The sequence below is a fragment of the Bacillus cereus group sp. MYBK220-1 genome (assembly GCF_051916445.1).
GTDB classification, from domain to species: domain Bacteria; phylum Bacillota; class Bacilli; order Bacillales; family Bacillaceae_G; genus Bacillus_A; species Bacillus_A cereus.
Genome location: NZ_JBQAGQ010000009.1, coordinates 108,050 through 128,187 on the forward strand (window position 1 = coordinate 108,050; position 20,138 = coordinate 128,187).

Genomic DNA, 20,138 nt, shown 5'->3' on the forward strand with positions numbered 1-20,138 from the left:
AAAAATATTCTCAACATGTAGGGGGTACATAATGAATTTCATGCGGAAGAAATCGTTTACAGTATTTGTATTTTTACTAGCATTTTCAATGCTTTTAAGCGCTTGTGGAAAATCAAATAACAAAGAAGAATCTACAAAAGAAGATAATAAAAAAGAAGTGGTTACTGTAGAACATGCAATGGGTAAAACAGAAGTTCCTGCTAATCCAAAACGTGTAGTTATCTTAACAAATGAAGGAACTGAAGCTTTACTTGAATTAGGTGTGAAACCAGTTGGTGCTGTAAAGTCTTGGACTGGTGACCCATGGTATCCACATATTAAGGATAAAATGAAAGATGTAAAAGTTGTTGGTGATGAAGGACAAGTTAACGTTGAAACAATTGCTTCTTTAAAACCAGACTTAATTATCGGTAATAAAATGCGCCACGAAAAAGTGTACGAACAACTAAAAGCAATTGCACCTACTGTGTTCTCAGAAACATTACGTGGTGAATGGAAAGATAACTTCAAATTTTATGCAGAAGCATTAAATAAAGAAAAAGAAGGTCAAAAAGTTGTAGCTGATTACGAATCACGTATAAAAGATTTAAAAGGCAAACTTGGCGATAAAGTAAACCAAGAAATCTCTATGGTTCGTTTCATGCCTGGTGATGTTCGTATTTATCATGGCGATACATTCTCTGGTGTTATTTTAAAAGAACTTGGATTTAAACGTCCTGGAGATCAAAATAAAGATGATTTTGCAGAGCGTAACGTATCTAAAGAGCGTATTTCTGCTATGGATGGTGACGTATTATTCTACTTCACATTCGATAAAGGAAATGAGAAAAAAGGATCTGAACTAGAAAAAGAGTATATAAACGACCCTCTATTTAAAAATTTAAATGCAGTAAAAAATGGTAAAGCATACAAAGTTGATGACGTTATTTGGAATACAGCTGGTGGCGTAATGGCCGCTAACCTACTATTAGATGACATCGAAAAACGCTTTGTTAAATAATATTTCCTTAACCAGCTCCCTTCTGTGGAGCTGGTTATTTTTCAATTCACTTAAATGTCACATTATTTCGTTTTGTATTTTTATTCCCAATATGTTATATTAAGAAAGTAAATAGAATATATTTTCTTTATATCAGAATAAATATTTTAATCTAAATTTTCTGATTAATCACTATTTTATTTTCTTTTAGAATTCAATTATTACATTTGAAAACGCTTATCATCTCGTTTTCAGGGCAAAATACAGTAACGGTTGAAGAAAAATAGAACTTTTTTAGAAATTTTCTTTCTATTTCCATATAATTCTATTGACTTCTAAATATTTTGTAAATTAAAATGATTACATAAATATCCGTTATACAGGATTAGGGGGAAACAAAAATGGATGCAGCTTTAAAATTAGACAAAGCTGGAGAGCAACAATCACCAAAAAAACATCCACCAGGGTTGTACTTGTTGTTCTTAACAGAAATGTGGGAAAGATTTAGTTATTATGGAATGCGTGGCCTTTTAGTTCTTTATTTAACAACTGCTGCGGTTAGTGGCGGGTTAGGATTTGATAAGGCATTTGCAGTGCAATTATACGGTTATTTTACAGCAGCAGTATATTTCATGCCAATTCTTGGCGGATGGCTAACTGATCATTACATTACAAGACGTCATGCCATTACTCTCGGCGGAATTATTATGGCAATCGGTAACTTTGTACTATTCTCAATGAACACAAAAACAGGACTTTTCCTTGGATTAATATTATTAGTTATTGGTAATGGATTCTTTAAACCAAATATTTCTACACTGTTAGGTGAATTGTATGATGAAAATGATTCACGTCGTGACAGTGCATTTACTATCTTCTATATGGGTATTAACGTAGGTGCTTTCTTTGCTCCACTTATTTGTGGATTTTTAGCAGAAGACTTCTTTAAAACAAGCGTTGATGGCGTTATGGTTATGGGATATAAATACGGTTTCTTAGCAGCTTGTATCGGTATGATTGTTGGGCAAATTGTTTTCAACTTATTAGCTCCTCGCTACCTTGGTAAAGCTGGAACAACAGTTGTCGGTAAAAAATCAAAAAATCAACCTACAATTGAAAAGAAACCTTTAACAAAACAAGAAAAAAATCGCACTTGGGCAATCGTAATTTTAACTTGTTTCGTAGTATTCTTCTGGGCAGGCTTTGAACAAGCTGGTAGTTCTTTAACACTTTATACAGATAAATTTGTTGATCGTACAATTTTCGGATGGGAAGTGCCAACATCTTGGTTCCAATCCGTTAATCCAGCGTTCATCGTACTCCTTGCACCATTCGTATCTATGCTATGGTTAAAACTTTCTAAATCAAAGCGTGGCGATTTAAAAATACCAACAAAAATGGCATTTGGTATGATTTTACTAGGTATAGGTTACCTGGTTTTAACATTAGCGGTTCTAAAAACCGGAAGTAGTGAAGCTGATATAACTGTTAAAGCAAACTTATTATTCATCGTTATCACTTATATGTTCCATACAATTGGAGAACTATTCTTATCACCAATCGGATTATCTATGGTAAGTGCAATTGCACCTGTTAAATTAGCATCATTATTAATGGGTGTATGGTTAGCTGGTTCAGGTATGGCTAACTGGTTAGCTGGTAAACTTGCTTCCTTTACACAATCATTAGGATACCTTGAAGTATTTGCAAGTATCGGGATTATCGTTATCGTCTTAGGATTTGTACTTCTTCTATGCTCTAAAAAAGTTGCAAGTATGATGGAATAACAAAAAGACGCTTCTAAAATTAGAAGCGTCTTTTTTATTATTTCTCCTCTAAAGCTGTCACGTCCACATGAACGCTCTCACCAGGATTAGATACATCATACACTTGAGCACTCCCCTTCTGCTCATCACAGCTCTCAATCCATACTGGTACGCCCTCATATGTAACGTCAATTCTACTTGAAGAAGATAAGATTTGTTTCACACGTTTTACATCCATACTACTATCCCTCCTTTTGCTTACTACACTCCTTTCTATTTTTTCTTTTCCTTTTAGAATATATTCCGTAAGGCAGCATGTTGATTGATAGTCATTTCTTCCTCACATGCTAATATTTACTCTCTCGCTACCTTTCTGACAAATAAAAAAAGACGTATATTCTACACGTCTTTTTCCATAATATTCAAATTTTAAGAAAATAATGTTTTTACTACCGCACTTACTTTATCATTATGGATTTGATAATACACTTCTAATCCTCGTCTTTCAAAGCGTACTACTTTATTTTGCTTTAACTTCGTTAAATGTTGTGAAACAGTTGATTGTGGAATTTCTAATACTTCCTGTAGCTGTGTTACATTACATGTTCCTCTTTGCATAAGTTCCATTACTAGACGTAGACGAAGTGGGTGAGCTAACGCTCTTAACATTTGTACATCTTCTTCTGAAATACGACATTCGAATTGATTTTGGCTCATAAAGTTCCCCTCATTTTCGTTTTTATTTGCGTTTTTATGTTCTTTTTATTTATTTATATATCTGTTCTTATATTTCCTGTTACGACATAACTTTATCAACCTATAAAGCCGAAAAAATTTTCCATCTTTATCAGCAAAAATTCAGGAAAAAATCCTTGCTGATTTTGAATATTATACTATATGATATAACGAAAAAGCAAAATAATGGCCTACGAATACTTTGCTTGCAAACGTTGTTTTATCAGGCTTTTTGTTATATTTTCACCTCATTGAAATGCACAGTAACGGTATTGTAAAATACCGTCTATAATTGATAACCTATCGTAATGTAGTTGAACTATAATTAACCTCTTTGTTACGCTAAAAGGAATTTTCAGTAAAAAGAGATGATGTGATATTAAAAATTTGTTTCTTATTTTTTATTCGTATTGCAAGCGGTTGGATTGTTGTGCAAAACTTCCTATTAAATCCACTCACCGTTCCCCCCACTAGATCAAACAGGACAGATAATTGCATATATCAAACTTTATACTTAATATAAAAGACTTCATCTAATATACGCCTATAAGGAACATGCCATCTGAATAAGCAAAATAATATGCACATAGTTTATACAGCACACTTAAATTCATTTGAGTGTGTTTTTTGTCTACTTTATGAACAAAGCTTTTCTTTTAACACTATTATGGAATAATTATACTTTTTTACGTTGACAATAGTGTTGAAGGAGAATATACTAAGCATGTAAGTTGATTGTGAATAGTTTCACAAATAATGTGAATTTCTTCACATATAATAGATAGGAGTTGTCATTATTATGAGTACTTGGACACAAATTTATGACCCATTAAACAATATTTGGTTATCTGCACTAATCGCAGCACTTCCAATCTTTTGTTTCATCATTTGTTTAATGGGATTCAAAATGAAAAGTTACATGGCTGGTCTTTATAGTGTGATTGTCGCTATTATCCTTGCAATATTTGTTTATAAAATGCCAGCAACAGTAGCTGTAGCATCTGCCGGATTCGGTGTTTTATCTGGATTTTATCCAATTTGTACTATCGTTATCGCCGCAATTTTCCTTTACAAATTAACTGTTAAAACAGAGCAATTCAATATTATTCGCGATAGTATTTCAAGCATTACAAATGATCAACGTTTACAAGTATTATTAATCGCTTATTCTTTCGGTGCTTTCTTAGAAGGCGCAGCTGGTCTAGGAGTTCCAGTTGCTATTACAGCTGCACTACTTGTAGGTATGGGCTTTAATCCATTAAAAGCAGCAGGTATTTGTTTAGTAGCTAATATTGCTGGTGGTGCTATGGGTGCTATGGGTATTCCAGTTACAGTACCAGCACAATTAACTCAACTTGACGCATTAACTATTGGTCGTCAAACTGTTCTTATTTTACCTTTCATTAGTGTTATCTTACCTTTCTTACTTGTTTCAATGGTCGATGGAATTAAAGGTATTAAAGAAACTTGGCAAGGTATTCTTGTAAGTGGTGTTTCTTTCGCTATTACTCAATTCGCTGTAACTTACTTCTTAGGCGCAGAACTTACTAATATTTTCGCAGCCGTTGTAAGTATGATTGCTCTTGCATTATTCTTACGTGTTTGGCAACCAAAATCTTCTACTAAAGAAGAAAAACAAGAAACTAAAGTATCACATACATTCAATCAAATTTTATATGCTTGGTCTCCATTCGTATTCTTAACTGCATTTGTAACAATCTTTAACTTAAAACCGATTAAAGCTTTATTTGCTCCAGATGGTGCGTTAGCAAACTTAGTATTTAACATTCAGTTCCCTGGTCTTCATAATGCTGTTATGAAAACTACACCAATTACAAAAGCTGATACACCTTTCGCAGCTGTTTTCAAATTTGATGTATTCTCTTCTACAACTACTGCGATTGTACTAGCAATTATCGTTTCACTTATCGTTTACCGCGTAAAAGGTAAAATGGTTAAAGAATTAATGATTGAAACAATGAAAGAATTAAAAGCTCCAGTATATACAATTTGTAGCGTTATCGCTTTAGCTTACGTAGAAAACTACTCTGGTATGTCATCTACACTTGGACTTGCATTCTCTTCTACTGGTAATGCATTCCCAGTTCTTTCTCCAATCTTAGGATGGATTGGCGTATTCATTACAGGTTCAGTAGTTTCAAGTGGTTCTTTATTCGCACCACTTCAAGCAGTAACAGCAGACCAGTTAAACATCGTTCCTTCTACACTCGTTGCCTTAAACGTAGTAGGTGGTACAATGGCAAAAATGGTTTCACCACAATCTGTAGCAGTTGCTTGTGCCGCAGTTGGACTAGTTGGTAAAGAATCTGCCCTATTTAAAACAGCAATGAAATATAGTTTAATCTTCTTAGCTGTTATTAGCTTACTTCAATTAAACGCTGTATTTAATATCTTTTAAAAATAAAACACCGATCCAAGTGGATCGGTGTTTTTCACATTACATTTTTTTATTTTTTAATAAAGAAGCTCCAGCAATTTCAGGGTGAGTCATTTCGAATGGATCTAAAATAATATCCAATTCCTCTTCTGTCAGTACACCATGTTCTAAACATAACTCCCTAACAGATTTCCCTGTTTCAATTGCTTCACGTGCAATACGAGATGCTACTTCATAACCAATATGAGGATTAACTGCTGTAATAATTCCAACACTTTTCTCAACATATTGCTTCAGCAATTCTTCATTTGCCGTAATTCCTTCAATACAATATTCACGGAATACACGGAATCCATTATTCATAATACTAATAGATTGAATTAAATTAAATACAAGCACAGGCTCCATTACGTTTAACTCTAATTGTCCTGCTTCTGATGCTAAGCAAATTGTATGATCGTTTCCGATTACTTGGAATGCGACTTGGTTAATCACTTCTGCCATAACTGGATTTACTTTTCCTGGCATAATCGATGAACCTGGCTGACGTGCTGGCAATTGAATTTCAGCTAACCCAACACGTGGACCAGACGCCATAATACGAAGATCGTTTGCAATTTTAGACATGTTCATCATACATACTTTAAGTGCTGCAGATACCTCTGTGTATGCATCTGTATTTTGCGTTGCATCAACTAAATGCTCTGCACCAACAAGTGGGAATCCACTAAACGTTCTTAAATGTTTTACTACTTGTTCAATATACGTAGGATTTGCATTTAATCCTGTACCAACAGCTGTCGCGCCCATATTCACTTCATATAAATGTTGACGAGACTGTTTAATTCTTTTTATATCACGCGCAAGCACTCGGCTATACGCTTCAAATTCTTGTCCAAGGCGAATTGGAACTGCATCTTGTAAATGTGTGCGTCCCATTTTAATAACATGATCAAACTCTTTTGCTTTTTTACGAAAAGCAGAATGAAGTTCTTCCATTGTAATAAGAAGCTTTTCTAACATCATAAGAGTTGCAATATGAATTCCTGTCGGAAACGCATCGTTCGTTGATTGGGCCATGTTCACATGAGTGTTTGGGCTAATTTTCGCATACGCCCCTTTTTCATATCCCATACGTTCTAACGCTCTATTCGCAATTACTTCATTTGTATTCATATTAATAGAAGTTCCGGCTCCACCTTGAATAGGATCCACGATAAATTGATCATGAAACTTTCCATCAACAATTTCTTGCGCTGCTTCTGCAATTTCATGCCCAATGTCTTTAGCTAAGTAACCAGTATCTATATTCGCAAGCGCCGCCGCTTTTTTCACAATTGCCATTGCTGTAATGAGTGATGGATGAATGCGATATCCTGTAATTGGGAAGTTTTCTACGGCACGTAATGTTTGTACACCATAATAAGCTGCACTTGGTACTTCTTTTTCACCTAAAAAATCTTTTTCTATACGTATATCCTTCGTTGCTATCATTTTTATCACCTATACTTTTTCATTCTAAATCCTTATCCAAAAAATCCGCCCTCTAAAAACACGAGTATCATTCAGAAGAATTTTTCAGTATCCACCTTCACTATATAGCACCTTTTTTGAAAGCGCAAACATTTATTTTTCTGTATATCCTTTTTATTAAAGTTTATAGAAAATCATTCTTCTACTTTCCTTATTTCCACTCGTTTAATTTGATGCATATCCTTTTCAAGGACTTTAAAATAAAAACCGTGTTTCTCAATAATATCTCCTTCAGCAACGATTTGTTTTTGTACCATAATCCAGCCACCAATTGTATCTACATCATCAGCAATTAAATGTATGCCAAGCAAATCATTTACTTCACTAATAAGCACTTTTCCCTCTACGATTTTATAACCTTCACTTACATGCTCTATAGGAGGATTCTCATCTTCATCGTATTCATCTCGAATTTCTCCAACAATTTCTTCTAAAATATCTTCTAGTGTAACAATCCCAGCTGTACCACCATATTCATCATACAATACAGCTAATGGAATGTGTTTTCTTTGCATTTGTAATAGTAAATCATGAATTGGAATATTTTCTAGCACTTCAATAACTGGCCTTGTATATGGCATAATCGAGCACTCCTCATCCCGATTACCATCCATATAACGAATAAATAAATCTTTTACATTAACCATCCCAATAATTTCATCTTTATCTTCACCAAATACAGGATATCTCGTGTACTTTTCTTGCGCGATTACTTTAATATGTGTTTCAAATGGTTCATCCTCATATAAGCCTACAACTTCCGTACGAGGTACCATAATTTCTTTTGCTACTCTATTATCAAATTCAAAAATATTATTTACATATTTAAATTCCCTTTGGTTAATCTCTCCGCTCTCATAGCTCTCAGATAAGATTAACCTTAATTCTTCTTCTGAATGAGCTACTTCATGTTCAGAAGCTGGATGTAATCCGAATAAACCAGTTACAACCCTCGCTGAACCATTCAAAGCCCAAATAAACGGATACATAACTCGGTAAAAATAAATAAGTGGTTTCGATAACAATAAGCTAACTTGTTCTGCTTTTTGTATAGCAAATGTCTTTGGAGCAAGTTCCCCAATGACAACATGTAAAAATGTAATTACTGCAAAGGCAATAATAAATGAAACTGTACTGGAAATTGCAGGTGAGAATTTTAATTTTAAAAACAACGGCTCGAGTAAATGTTTAATGGTTGGTTCCCCTAACCACCCAAGCCCTAAAGCAGTAATTGTAATACCTAGCTGACAGGCCGATAAATATTCATCTAAATTTGAAGTTACCTTTTTAGCTGCCAGTGCACCTCGTCTTTTTTCGCTAACGAGTTGATCAATACGACTGCTACGTACCTTAATAATTGCAAATTCAACAGCCACAAAAAATGCTGTTAACCCAATAAGAATGACTACCATCAATAATTTTAAAATATCCACATATGCTCTTTAGCTTTCTTAGCTAAAGTTACACCTCCTTTTAAAAAGAAGTTTCACTTTAGTTTCTTCAATTATTGGAAAGCAACTCTATATAAAATCCACCAATTTTCAAACCTCATACAATTCTAAAGGTAAACCATCAGGATCTTGGAAAAAGACGAATTTCTTCCCCGTTATTTCATCAATACGGATTGGTTCCGTCTCAACACCACATTGGTTTAAATGCTTCACAGCTTCTTCTATATTTGTAACAGCAAATGCTAAATGTCTAAGACCGGCTGCTTCTGGAAAACTTTTGCGCTCAGGCGGATTTGGAAATGAAAATAATTCGATTTGATACTCTTCTCCTACACATAAATCTAATTTATAAGAATCTCGTTCCTTTCTATATACTTCATTTATCTCTTTAAACCCTAATATCCTAGTATAAAAATCCTTTGACGTCTCATAATTCGAACAAATAATTGCAACGTGATGCACTCTACATATATTCATGCTCTCTCTATTCCTTTCTTTACCAAAGATGCATATTCTCCCTTGAAATGAAAAACATATATAGCAGAATATCTCTTTTAGGGGGCTTACCATGAAATTCATTACTTTTTTCGTCGGACTAATTGTTGTTTTCTTGCTCGCTTATATTGCTAGCAATAATAAGAAGCATATTAAATTTAAACCAATTTTTATCATGCTTATTATACAGTTAATTTTAACCTATTTACTATTAAATACAGAAATCGGCCTCATACTTATTAGAATCATTTCCAGTTTGTTTACCAAGCTACTCGAGTATGCTGCTGATGGAATAAATTTCGTATTTGGTGGTCTTGCAAATAAAGGTGAAATGCCATTTTTCCTTACTGTATTATTACCAATCGTCTTTATTTCTGTTTTAATTGGTATATTACAACATTTCAAAATACTACCATTTTTTATTCGTTGGATCGGGTACTTTCTTAGTAAAATAAATGGTCTTGGTAAATTAGAATCTTACAACGCTATCGCCTCTGCCATTGTCGGCCAATCAGAAGTTTTTATTACAGTGAAAAAACAATTAGCTCAAATTCCAAAACACCGTCTTTATACACTTTGTGCCTCTGCTATGTCAACCGTATCTATGTCTATCGTAGGTGCCTATATGACAATGATTGAACCTAAATATGTAGTAACTGCACTCGTTCTCAATTTATTTAGCGGTTTTATTATCGTACTCATCATTAACCCTTACGACGTTAAAGATGACGAAGATATTTTAGAAATCAAAGGTGAAAAACAAAGCTTTTTTGAAATGCTTGGAGAATACATTCTTGATGGTTTTCGTGTAGCCATTGTTGTCGGCGCTATGCTCATCGGATTCGTCGCATTAATTAGTTGTATTAATGACCTGTTCCTCATTATATTCGGTATTACGTTCCAACAATTAATCGGCTATGTATTTGCACCTATCGCATTCCTTATCGGTGTACCCAGTTCTGAAATTGTCGCGGCTGGCAGCATTATGGCAACGAAGCTTGTAACGAATGAATTTGTCGCAATGATGGACCTTAGTAAAATTTCTAATAGCCTTTCTCCCCGTACAGTTGGTATTATTTCTGTTTTCCTTGTATCTTTTGCCAATTTTTCTTCCATTGGTATTATTTCAGGTGCGGTAAAAGGATTAAACGAAGAACAAGGAAACGTTGTTGCGAGGTTTGGCCTTAAATTACTATATGGAGCTACTCTCGTTAGTATTTTATCTGCAATTATCGTAAGCATTATGTTGTAATTAGGTAAAATTTTATCATTTTCTTATCCCTATCTTTTGTATACAATAACGAATAGGTGTCTTATAAATAATCAAGACATCTATTTTTTATACATGTACAATCGCTTTTATTTAGCGTAAAATATTTTTTATGTGTTTGAATACACTTCTAAATGTATACACTTTGATAGTTTTAAAGGAGAAAAAATGATGAAATCCGACACGAACAACAATACGCGAGCCAAAAAAGGACGCTCAAAGAAAAAACGCCTACTTTGGTTCCTTCTTATTCCATTACTAATTGTAGCACTTGGAGCAGGAGGCTACTCCTTCCATATATACAGTAAAGCAAAGTCCGTCTTAAATAATGCTTATGCTGAACTAGGTCGAGGAGATAAGTCCAGTAAACGTGAAAAAGCTGTTAAACCTATGACCGACAATATTTCCGTACTAATTATGGGTGTTGATGAAAGTGATATTAGGGAAAAAGGTTATGGAAAAGCAACTCGAACAGATGCGTTATTACTTGCAACAATTAATAAAAACGATAAATCCGTTAAACTTGTAAGCATTCCACGTGACTCACGCGTCTACATTAAATCACGTGATAAATACGATAAAATCACACATGCGCACGTATTCGGTGGTGTAGACAGCACAATTGATACGGTAGAGAACTTTTTAGATGTTCCAGTTGACTACTATGTAAAATTCAATTTTAAATCCTTTATTAAAATTGTTGATTCTCTTGGTGGTATTACTGTAGACGTTCCAGTTGAGTTCACAGAGCAAAATAGTAAAGATGAAGCAGATGCCATTCATCTAAAAAAAGGACGTCAACATTTAAATGGAGAAGAGGCACTGGCACTAGCTAGAACTCGTCATATCGATAGTGATTATATGCGTGGTCAACGTCAACAGCTTGTATTAGAGGCCATTGCTGAAAAGGCACTATCTCTTAATTCCATTAATAAAATCGGTGGCCTACTAGACGCTGTCGATAAAGATTTAAAAACCAATTTAACTTTTGATGATATGATGACAATTACAAAAAATTCAATGGATTCAAATTTAAAAATGGAAAAAATGCAAGTAGAGGGTACAGATAAATATATAGGTGGTATTTATTATTACGTTCCAAATGAAAAAAGCGTCGATACTATTTCAACTACCCTTCAAAAACATCTCGGTGTTACGAATAAAAATGAACATAAAAAATTATAATAAAAAGGCTGCTAGATCTTTCTAGACAGCCTTTTTATTATATTTTTCAACATATTTTTCATACACATTGTGACAAGAAGTGACAATTATTACAGCGGTGTAACATTTTTTATGAAAACATTACACATACAGTGAAAATAATAGTATACTAGTACGTACATAATGTTATTTTCATCATTTTTATACAAAAAATGTAATACATATATTTATACATAAATTTCTGGGGGGAAATAAATGAAGCTAAGTAAAATACTGATTGGTTCTGCAATTGCTGGGGGCATATTACTTTGTGTAGGCGGTGTTGGGGGATATCAATATGTATCCAAATTAAATAATCAATTAGATACTACTGCATTACCAAATACTACATTTGAAGGTATTTCTCTCGACGGAAAAAATAAGAAGGATATTCAAGCAATTATTAATCAAAAGGTAACTGAGTTAGATCAAAAATCCCTTACCTACATATTCCAAAACGATAAACAAACTTACACATGGAAAGATTTAGGGATAAATTATAAAGAGAAAGATATTATTGACAAAATCTTCAAAGAACAAGAAGGAAACGTAATGAATCGTTATAAAATGCGTAAGCAAGCTGAAAACGGTGAATTAAAACGTGACTATAAATTAACACCACAATTAAATGCAACAGCTTATGAAACCTTTATAAAAGATAAATATAATGAAACATTAAAAAATCCTGTTAACGCAGAATTAAGTATTGAAGGCTCAACAGTAAATATTAGTCAAAGCCAAAACGGAGAAAAAATTGATAAAGGGAAACTAAGCGGTTTAACAAATGAAGCTATTACTACTGGTAAATCAGATGTTACATTACCAGTTACATTCATAAAACCAGAACGTTCTACAGAAGACATACAGAAAATGGGTATTAAAGAAGTCATTGCTGAATATTCTACTCCAATGGCTGGCCGTAACGGAAATCAATCATTTAACGTAAATAAGTCAGCTAATACTTTAAGTGGGGTTATTGTCGCACCTGATGAAACATTTAGTTTTAACGGTCGCGTTGGCGTAACTGATGCTGCACATGGTTATAAATCTGCAGCAGTATATTCACAAGGTAAAGTAATACAAAGTGCAGGCGGAGGAGTTTGCCAAGTCAGTAGTACATTATACAGTGCAGCTTTAAGGGCAGATTTAGGCATTGTTTCTCGAAGCAATCATTCTATGCCAGTAAATTATTTACCACTTGGGCAAGATGCAGCAGTAGCAGATTATGGTCCAGATTTAAAATTTAAAAATAATACAGGCAATCATATTTATATTCAAGCATTTTCAAATGGAGGTAGTATTACTACACGCATTTTCGGTACAAATACTGGTAAAAATGTTGAAGTTTCTTCTCAAGTAATTAGTAGAACTAGTGATAAAATCACCGCGGTTACGTATAAAAAAGTAACACAAAACGGGGAAGTAATATCAAATGGACAAATTTCAAAAAGCGTATATAAAAGCGCTCCAAAAGAATAGATAATACCAACCGAATAGCATAAAGAAAAAGGCGTGATTAAATCACGCCTTTTTCTTTTGCAGTAATAGTAAAAAAGTTTCAAGATGGTCTTTCGTTTCTTCTAAAGACCACATACGATTTCCTTGCTTCGCAGCTAATACACACGCCTCTTCCCACGCGTTCTTTTTCTTCATATTTATTAATTCATCACGTAATTTCAAAACAATTTCTTCGTCTTCTTGTTCAATAAACTCTTCCATCACGCTTACTATTTCATCCTCATGAATACTTAACGTACAGTACGATTTAAGAAAGTATTGTAATGTCGTATACATAATGTACTCCCCCTTCTTATTTATCAGATGGATAAGAAGTAATAATCTTAAACCCTAATTCTCCTGACTTATCTCTTGCTAAAACAGTAACAGTTTTTACTAACTTGTCTTTTACACTCATATTTTTCTTTATTACCGTTTTTCCAACAGGAAATGAATGAGTTGTATTTAATACGAGACGAGCCTCTTTAGAATTTTTTAACCAATCTTGAATTTCCTTGTCATGTTGCTTCAAGCTATCTTTTACAGCTTTCGTCGCTGTTTCTTTATCATAGTATGTACTTGCGGCTGACACTTTATCTGTCTTCAAGCGATTCTTCAAATCCTCTTCTGACTTGCCTACATGTCTTTCAATCGTATGACCATTTTTAGGTGGTCCTTCCATTTCATCTAAAATATTATCACTAATTTTTTCTACCGATGTAGCTTGATTCCCTGTCTGTTTCTCTGTTTTTTGTTCTTTTCCTGCACATCCGCTTAAGATCAGCATTAATACCAATAAACTACTGAAGAAAAGACTACTTATTCGTTTCATCATATCACCTCTTCCATGATTATTATCGCAACTTCACTAAAAGTCAATTTCACAACGAAAAAATCTATCAGTTTTCATTTTTTTTATCTATTTTTCCATATTTACCCCAGCAATTTCATCAACCCTCTATTTTTCGCCTTTTATAATATATACCCCCTATATTTTTCGATTATTTCCCAGATGAAATCACCGATAACATAACTATAAAACTCTTTTATACAAAGGTTTTTATAGTATTTTTAAAAACATTTTAAAATACCCCTATTTTCATATACCCAATACCCATATAAGGTATAAAATGCCCTTCTTATCAACGTTTTTCTACATTATGTAAATTTCTCCTTGCCTATACAAACGAAATGTGGTGTAATGCAAAAAAAGATAAAGGATTTTAAACAATGGCTGAAACGATTCAAAATTTCTTAACAGAATACTATTCAATCGCAATTCCACTTAGTATCTTAATTAACATCATCATTAGTCTTTTAGGTTTTATCCCTAGTATTTTTTTAACCGCCATTAATATACAGCTCTTTGGCGTAACAAATGGTACTGTTATTTCGATCGTAGGCGAAGCATTAGGGGCTATTATCTCGTTTTATATTTACCGCATGGGCCTTCAAAAGTTCACTCACGATAAAGTAAATAAATACCCAAAGGTAGAGCGTCTTCTTTATGTAGAAGGTAGAGAGGCCTTTCTACTCGTTCTATCATTTCGCTTGATACCTTTCATCCCATCAAGTATCGTGACTTTATTTGCGGCTCTAGGTAAGATGTCATTACTCTCCTTCAGTATTGCCAGCACAATAGGGAAAATACCGGCATTGTTAATCGAAGTATATTCTGCCTATCATGTCATGAACGGAACAAATGAAGCAAAGTGGATTGTAACAATCGCAGGCGCTATTGGATTGTTTTATTTGTGGAAAAAATGGAGAAAAAAAAATAAAGAAGGAGCATAGGCTCCTTCTTTATTTTTGAGGTATTTTATTAATAGCTATCCTTTTTAATCCTTAGTTAATACCAACAGCACTAAATGATTGCTTAACTGCTGCTACTTCCGCAGAAGTCGCACCATATAAATCAGCTGCAGCTTGTACTGCACCAGCACGAGCTTGGCTAAATGTAGTAGATTGCGTGAAATATTGTGTGTTTGCACGGTAATAAATTGCACCTAACTTATCTTTACCAATGCCCGTTACAGTTACACCCGAATGCGTACCACCATTTGCTAATAAATAAGCTTGTTTGTTAATGATACCACTGTTTGTATGAACCCCACCGTTATCACTAGTACCAGTGTAACGCTTAGAATAATGGTCTGGATCACCGTATTTCGCTGGATCACTCATAGAGCGAAGCGCATCTCCTGCTTTACCAGGCGTATAAATATCTTCACCAATCTCCCAATCCGGGTTACGGTTATCATAGAATTCTACTAAAGTACCAAAAATATCAGAAATTGCTTCATTTAGCGCTCCTGATTCATTTTGATAAATTAAGTCCGAGCTATTTTCAGTAACAGCATGCGTTAATTCGTGACCAATTACATCAATTCCACCAGATAATGAAGTGAATGTTACACCATCACCATCTCCGTATACCATTTGTGAGCCATTCCAGAATGCATTATTATACTTACTTCCGTAATGAACTGTCGATTTTAACGGAGCTCCTGCATCATTAATAGAGTTTCTGTTAAATGTAGCTTTATAATAATCATATGTTCTACCTGCATAGTAATGAGCATCTACTGCTGCTGCATCATACGCTGCATTAAAAACATTATCTGCATCTACCCATAAAGTTCCTGGCAATGTAGTACGATTTTTCGCATCATATGTGAAAATTGTTGCCCCGCGCGTATTATCTTGTAAGTAGTAAGATGAACCAGATAACGTTGTATTAAGCGACTTCGTATCTCCTAATACACCTTTACCAGTTCCTACTTTATTTGTTCCTGTTACAGGTTTTACTACTGCTTTCGCATCCTGTTTAGGAGCCTCTTGCTTAACTGGTGATTTATCTTCATTTGTTACATGATCCAATTTATTATATTTATTTAATACTTTACCGCTGTCTGCTTCAATGAAATAGTAGTAGTTTCCTGGACTTGGATCTAAGAAGTTTAGATTTACAACGTATGCATATGTTGTTTCTTCACCATTTTGATATACATATAAGTCCGCTTTTGGTTCTACCTCATATTTCGGTGTTACCCCTAAATCTTGCTGCGCGATTTCAATTGCTTTTGCGCCTTCAATCTTATTTTTATTTTTCAACTTTTCCTTTTTGTCTAAATCAGGTGCAACTGTTCCAGACAATACTTTTAAAGAACCGTCTTTACTTACGTGAGCCACTTGAGTAGAACCCCATACAGGCACTCCTTCGTAAACTTGTTGCATACGTACTACTGTTGAATCAGTTACAGCATCTTTCTTCACTTGTTTCACTTTGAAAGAATCTTGCGCACTCTTTTCCCCTAGCTTGTAATCACCTTTTGCTGCATTTAAGTAATCAAACACAACAGATTCCGCTTTCTTACCAGTCGCTCCAGTTAGATCACCAGAAATAAACTCAGGTGACTGTACTGTCTCATTGTACTTCTTCGTAGAGAGTACATTTTTAGAATCCGCAAATGCAGAGCCTGTCCCTCCAAATGTTGTAACTGCCATTCCTGTCGCTAACACTAACGCTAAACTTTTCTTTTTCATGAACCTTCCCCCTAATAAAAAATTTTTTTGAAAAAGAGTAGTTTTATATTAGCATTATGTTTCCACTATTAATATACTAAAAATTCAAATAATTATTTTCTCAAGTTTTGTAGAATTTTGAGGAACAAATATTGAAAAACCCCTTTCCGATTGGAAAGGGGTTTCTGTTAAGAATTTATTAATTCTACTACTTTTTCGCCTTGACCATAAATATCCGATGTCCAAGCATATTGCGGTTCCAATACCACTAATACAGCTACCAAAGCCAAAGCACCAATAATTATTTTTTTCATATTATTTTCCTCCCTTTTCTTCTAATAAATTAATTGCTAATTTATAGTAGTTATTACTTTCCTTAAATTCTAGTAATTCCTCGTGATATCCTGCTAGTTCTAAATACACCATTTTTAATTCCTTTTTATTTTCTTCGCCTCTAAAAAATGGGATTGCCTCAACTTCTAAAAATCTTTTATAAACATCTTTCGTTTCAAAGTATTTATTCTTAAGCATTGAAAGTATATATAGCATACTTTTATACTTTTCATCCCTCTTGGCAACATCTATTCCTTTATTAATCCAATCTTTCGCTTCTTCAAATTCTTTTAATTCAATACACTGCAAAGCGATCTCATACACTGCATCAATATAATTTAAATCCTCTTCCTTTTTGTACTTTAGGCATTGTAAATAATAATCTTTTGCTTTTGCATAATCTTTTAAGTTATAGTACAAGAAGCCTAAATTATTTAAAGCAATAGCTGTTATACTTTCTTTATCAGCAAAAGAATTTGCTTCCCTCAAAATATTATTATAAATAGATAGTGCCTCATTATATTGCTTTTTTTGTATATAACTCAACGCAATAAGTAACTGGCAATTTATCACATAACGGAATTTATATTCATTCTTAAATCCTTCCATTGCTACATTAGCAAAATGTAAAGTCATATGTTCAACTTCTAATTCATTATAAACAAGAGCCAAATTGAAATATATTCCATTCTCATGATAACCTTGTTCCTTTGCCATTACTTCTGTTCGAGTCAAATACTCCAATGCCTTCTTATATCTATGTTGTAAAAAATAATATAACCCTTTGCTATACGTATATAATAATTTTTGGAATGGTGAATACTTTTTGTACATCTTCTTTAAGCTCTCTAACTCTTTTTCGACAGCAGGAAAATCCCTTTTCATAATTAAATAACGTGTATACAGCAGTTTATAATAATTTATAATTTCAAAATCCAACACATGCTTCATTTCACCTTGCAACTCTTCATATATACGTTCTACTTGTTGCTTGTCTAAATGAACTAGTGCATTCAACCATTCATCCAGCTTCCCCTTCACATCTTCTTCTACATCCCTCAAATCCGTCACGGCAATTTCTAATCTTGCGCAGAGCAATTGTAGAATTTCTTCTGATGCTTCAATCTTTCCATTTTCAATCTTACTTAAGTATGAGACAGAACAAATGCCCTGACATAATTCTTCTTGTGTCATTTTTTGCTGTAGCCGTTTATAAAAGACTTGTTTGCCTATTTTTTCTAATGTTTGTTGCATTGTCCTCCTCCATTCTCATTACCCCCATTACTCTAATAATACATAAAATCTGCAGAAATATAAATTGATAAATATAAATTTTCTAAAAAATATGCATAATTTCATTTTTTTCTCTCTTGACTTCACATCAATATCTCTTCTTTGCTACGAATGGTGAAAAATTGGTATACTATAACCAAATTATGGAGGTGTTCTCGCGATGACTCATTATAAAGACGATAGTTATGCCTTACATACAGACCTATATCAAATCAACATGGCTTATACATATTGGAAAGATGGTATTCATAATCGCCGTTCTGTTTTTGATTTATATTTTCGAAAGCTTCCATTTGAGAACGGCTACGCTGTTTTTGCTGGCCTTGAGAAAATTGTAGAGTACATAGAAAATTTCAGTTTTACTGAAAGCGATATCGCTTATTTAGCAGAATTACAATTTGAAGAAGAATTCCTTCATTATTTACAAAATATGAAATTCACTGGGACGATTCGCAGTATGCAAGAAGGTGAAGTTGTATTTAATAACGAGCCTTTATTACGTGTTGATGCACCACTTGGTGAAGCACAAATTATTGAGACTGCCCTCTTAAATATTGTGAATTACCAAACATTAATTGCCACAAAAGCAGCACGTATGAAACATGCTGCAAGTAATGATGAGCTTTTAGAGTTCGGCACAAGACGTGCCCATGAGTTCGATGCTGCCCTTTGGGGGACGCGTGCTGCCTTTATTGGTGGTTTCTCCTCTACAAGCAACGTTCGTGCTGGGAAACGCTTTGGGATTCCTGTAGCTGGCACACACGCTCACTCTTTCGTTCAAGCATATCGCGATGAATACGTCGCGTTTAAAAAATACGCTGAAACTCATAAAAAGTGCGTCTTTCTCGTTGATACATATGACACATTGAAATCTGGTGTTCCAAATGCGATTCGTGTTGCAAAAGAATTTGGGGATCGTATTGATTTCTATGGCATACGTCTTGATAGTGGTGATATGGCTTATTTATCGAAAAAGGCACGAAAACTATTAGATGAAGCAGGGTTTACAAATACAAAAATTATCGCTTCTAGCGATTTAGATGAATACACAATTATGCACCTTAAATCTCAAGGAGCAAAAATTGACGTATGGGGCGTTGGGACAAAATTAATTACGTCCTTTGAGCAACCTGCATTGGGGGCTGTTTACAAACTAGTTGCGATTGAAGATACTGACGGAAAATTAAATGATACGATTAAAATTTCATCTAACCCTGAAAAAATTACCACTCCAGGACTGAAACGAATTTATCGTATTATCAATCGGGTAAACGATCATGCAGAAGGCGATTATATTGCGTTAGATTCTGAAGAACCTGGAAAAGAAGAGCGCTTAAAAATGTTCCATCCAGTTCACACATATATAAGTAAATTCGTAACAAACTTTGAAGCCCGTGAACTGCATAAAGATATTTTCGTTAACGGTGAAAGAACATATGAACTACCAAGTATATTAGATATTCAAAAATATAATGAACAGAGTCTCTCTCTATTTTGGGAAGAATATATGCGAACTTTAAATCCTGAAGAATACCCTGTCGATTTAAGCCAAGAGTGTTGGGATCATAAAATGAATTACATTCAAACTGTTCGAGAACAAGTTGAAAAAAACATACAAAAGTAACCAGAGAAGTTTCTCCTTCTCTGGTTTTTTCAATAC

Annotated in this window: 18 protein-coding genes; 8 read left to right on the forward strand and 10 right to left on the reverse strand. The window is 33.9% G+C overall.

Translation table 11 applies throughout. From position 1 onward, the window contains the following. Positions 1–31: 31 nt before the first annotated feature. Positions 32–1,000, forward strand: coding sequence for an ABC transporter substrate-binding protein (locus ACTFRU_RS25510; RefSeq protein WP_001010272.1), 969 nt, complete (start codon positions 32–34; stop codon positions 998–1,000). Between the two features lie 380 nt (positions 1,001–1,380). Continuing rightward, positions 1,381–2,766 carry a peptide MFS transporter gene (locus ACTFRU_RS25515; RefSeq protein WP_000338327.1) on the forward strand — a complete coding sequence of 462 codons (1,386 nt, stop codon included), beginning with the start codon at positions 1,381–1,383 and terminating at the stop codon, positions 2,764–2,766. A 37-nt stretch (positions 2,767–2,803) separates the two neighbouring features. Here ACTFRU_RS25515 and ACTFRU_RS25520 read toward each other — a convergent pair whose 3' ends face one another. Next, positions 2,804–2,983 carry an acid-soluble spore protein H gene (locus ACTFRU_RS25520; RefSeq protein ID WP_000382679.1) on the reverse strand — a complete coding sequence of 60 codons (180 nt, stop codon included), beginning with the start codon at positions 2,981–2,983 and terminating at the stop codon, positions 2,804–2,806. 191 nt (positions 2,984–3,174) lie between these two features. Next, positions 3,175–3,462 carry an ArsR/SmtB family transcription factor gene (locus ACTFRU_RS25525; protein ID WP_000081428.1) on the reverse strand — a complete coding sequence of 96 codons (288 nt, stop codon included), beginning with the start codon at positions 3,460–3,462 and terminating at the stop codon, positions 3,175–3,177. 817 nt (positions 3,463–4,279) lie between these two features. Here ACTFRU_RS25525 and ACTFRU_RS25530 point away from each other — a divergent pair. After that, positions 4,280–5,899 (forward strand): L-lactate permease, encoded by a 1,620-nt coding sequence (locus ACTFRU_RS25530; protein WP_000109101.1) that lies wholly within the window; start codon positions 4,280–4,282, stop codon positions 5,897–5,899. A gap of 39 nt (positions 5,900–5,938) precedes the next feature. Here the strand turns inward: ACTFRU_RS25530 and aspA are convergent, their stop codons facing one another. The 3 genes from aspA to gloA2 form a co-directional block, all read right to left on the reverse strand. Continuing rightward, positions 5,939–7,372: an aspartate ammonia-lyase gene (gene aspA, locus ACTFRU_RS25535; RefSeq protein WP_000562131.1), complete on the reverse strand. Its 1,434-nt coding sequence runs from the start codon at positions 7,370–7,372 to the stop codon at positions 5,939–5,941. A 173-nt stretch (positions 7,373–7,545) separates the two neighbouring features. Then, entirely contained in the window at positions 7,546–8,844 is a 1,299-nt protein-coding gene (locus ACTFRU_RS25540) for a hemolysin family protein (RefSeq protein ID WP_000353314.1), read from the reverse strand. Positions 8,845–8,952: 108 nt separating this feature from the next. Further along, entirely contained in the window at positions 8,953–9,339 is a 387-nt protein-coding gene (gene gloA2, locus ACTFRU_RS25545) for an SMU1112c/YaeR family gloxylase I-like metalloprotein (protein WP_001017675.1), read from the reverse strand. A 91-nt stretch (positions 9,340–9,430) separates the two neighbouring features. Here gloA2 and ACTFRU_RS25550 point away from each other — a divergent pair, with 91 nt between their 5' ends. The 3 genes from ACTFRU_RS25550 to ACTFRU_RS25560 all read left to right on the forward strand — a co-directional run bounded on the left by ACTFRU_RS25550 (position 9,431) and on the right by ACTFRU_RS25560 (position 13,309). Continuing rightward, on the forward strand, positions 9,431–10,609 hold the full coding sequence (locus tag ACTFRU_RS25550; protein WP_006925013.1) for a NupC/NupG family nucleoside CNT transporter: 1,179 nt from the start codon (positions 9,431–9,433) through the stop codon (positions 10,607–10,609). Between the two features lie 186 nt (positions 10,610–10,795). Beyond that, the gene (locus ACTFRU_RS25555; protein WP_002163841.1) at positions 10,796–11,812 is read left to right on the forward strand and encodes an LCP family protein; all 1,017 of its coding nucleotides are present in this window, start codon (positions 10,796–10,798) and stop codon (positions 11,810–11,812) included. Positions 11,813–12,046: 234 nt separating this feature from the next. Continuing rightward, complete coding sequence (locus ACTFRU_RS25560; RefSeq protein ID WP_000777355.1) at positions 12,047–13,309, forward strand: VanW family protein; 1,263 nt, start codon at positions 12,047–12,049, stop codon at positions 13,307–13,309. Positions 13,310–13,351: 42 nt separating this feature from the next. Here the strand turns inward: ACTFRU_RS25560 and ACTFRU_RS25565 are convergent, their stop codons facing one another. After that, complete coding sequence (locus ACTFRU_RS25565; protein WP_000288803.1) at positions 13,352–13,624, reverse strand: hypothetical protein; 273 nt, start codon at positions 13,622–13,624, stop codon at positions 13,352–13,354. A 16-nt stretch (positions 13,625–13,640) separates the two neighbouring features. Next, positions 13,641–14,159, reverse strand: a complete 519-nt coding sequence (locus tag ACTFRU_RS25570) for an RNase A-like domain-containing lipoprotein (RefSeq protein ID WP_000822700.1) — start codon at positions 14,157–14,159, stop codon at positions 13,641–13,643. Positions 14,160–14,557: 398 nt separating this feature from the next. Here ACTFRU_RS25570 and ACTFRU_RS25575 point away from each other — a divergent pair, with 398 nt between their 5' ends. Beyond that, on the forward strand, positions 14,558–15,121 hold the full coding sequence (locus ACTFRU_RS25575; protein WP_000852225.1) for a TVP38/TMEM64 family protein: 564 nt from the start codon (positions 14,558–14,560) through the stop codon (positions 15,119–15,121). A gap of 51 nt (positions 15,122–15,172) precedes the next feature. On the opposite strand, the gene ACTFRU_RS25580 is transcribed toward ACTFRU_RS25575, so the two are convergent. The 3 genes from ACTFRU_RS25580 to ACTFRU_RS25590 form a co-directional block, all read right to left on the reverse strand. Beyond that, positions 15,173–16,873, reverse strand: coding sequence for a M4 family metallopeptidase (locus ACTFRU_RS25580; protein ID WP_000730383.1), 1,701 nt, complete (start codon positions 16,871–16,873; stop codon positions 15,173–15,175). A 167-nt stretch (positions 16,874–17,040) separates the two neighbouring features. Continuing rightward, complete coding sequence (locus ACTFRU_RS25585; RefSeq protein WP_000720172.1) at positions 17,041–17,166, reverse strand: NprX family peptide pheromone; 126 nt, start codon at positions 17,164–17,166, stop codon at positions 17,041–17,043. A 1-nt stretch (position 17,167) separates the two neighbouring features. Next, positions 17,168–18,439 (reverse strand): helix-turn-helix domain-containing protein, encoded by a 1,272-nt coding sequence (locus ACTFRU_RS25590; protein ID WP_001187937.1) that lies wholly within the window; start codon positions 18,437–18,439, stop codon positions 17,168–17,170. Between the two features lie 199 nt (positions 18,440–18,638). Here ACTFRU_RS25590 and ACTFRU_RS25595 point away from each other — a divergent pair, with 199 nt between their 5' ends. After that, on the forward strand, positions 18,639–20,102 hold the full coding sequence (locus tag ACTFRU_RS25595; RefSeq protein ID WP_000150184.1) for a nicotinate phosphoribosyltransferase: 1,464 nt from the start codon (positions 18,639–18,641) through the stop codon (positions 20,100–20,102). Positions 20,103–20,138: the final 36 nt, after the last annotated feature.

Coding starts and splice junctions, on each gene's coding strand:
- ACTFRU_RS25585 (WP_000720172.1), bottom strand. CDS start 17,166: ATGAAAAAAATAATTATTGGTGCTTTGGCTTTGGTAGCTGTATTAGTG.
- ACTFRU_RS25525 (WP_000081428.1), bottom strand. CDS start 3,462: ATGAGCCAAAATCAATTCGAATGTCGTATTTCAGAAGAAGATGTACAA.
- gloA2 (WP_001017675.1), bottom strand. CDS start 9,339: ATGAATATATGTAGAGTGCATCACGTTGCAATTATTTGTTCGAATTAT.
- ACTFRU_RS25550 (WP_006925013.1), top strand. CDS start 9,431: ATGAAATTCATTACTTTTTTCGTCGGACTAATTGTTGTTTTCTTGCTC.
- ACTFRU_RS25530 (WP_000109101.1), top strand. CDS start 4,280: ATGAGTACTTGGACACAAATTTATGACCCATTAAACAATATTTGGTTA.
- ACTFRU_RS25590 (WP_001187937.1), bottom strand. CDS start 18,439: ATGCAACAAACATTAGAAAAAATAGGCAAACAAGTCTTTTATAAACGG.
- ACTFRU_RS25555 (WP_002163841.1), top strand. CDS start 10,796: ATGATGAAATCCGACACGAACAACAATACGCGAGCCAAAAAAGGACGC.
- ACTFRU_RS25570 (WP_000822700.1), bottom strand. CDS start 14,159: ATGAAACGAATAAGTAGTCTTTTCTTCAGTAGTTTATTGGTATTAATG.
- ACTFRU_RS25515 (WP_000338327.1), top strand. CDS start 1,381: ATGGATGCAGCTTTAAAATTAGACAAAGCTGGAGAGCAACAATCACCA.
- ACTFRU_RS25565 (WP_000288803.1), bottom strand. CDS start 13,624: ATGTATACGACATTACAATACTTTCTTAAATCGTACTGTACGTTAAGT.
- ACTFRU_RS25560 (WP_000777355.1), top strand. CDS start 12,047: ATGAAGCTAAGTAAAATACTGATTGGTTCTGCAATTGCTGGGGGCATA.
- ACTFRU_RS25575 (WP_000852225.1), top strand. CDS start 14,558: ATGGCTGAAACGATTCAAAATTTCTTAACAGAATACTATTCAATCGCA.
- ACTFRU_RS25510 (WP_001010272.1), top strand. CDS start 32: ATGAATTTCATGCGGAAGAAATCGTTTACAGTATTTGTATTTTTACTA.
- ACTFRU_RS25580 (WP_000730383.1), bottom strand. CDS start 16,873: ATGAAAAAGAAAAGTTTAGCGTTAGTGTTAGCGACAGGAATGGCAGTT.
- ACTFRU_RS25520 (WP_000382679.1), bottom strand. CDS start 2,983: ATGGATGTAAAACGTGTGAAACAAATCTTATCTTCTTCAAGTAGAATT.
- ACTFRU_RS25595 (WP_000150184.1), top strand. CDS start 18,639: ATGACTCATTATAAAGACGATAGTTATGCCTTACATACAGACCTATAT.
- aspA (WP_000562131.1), bottom strand. CDS start 7,372: ATGATAGCAACGAAGGATATACGTATAGAAAAAGATTTTTTAGGTGAA.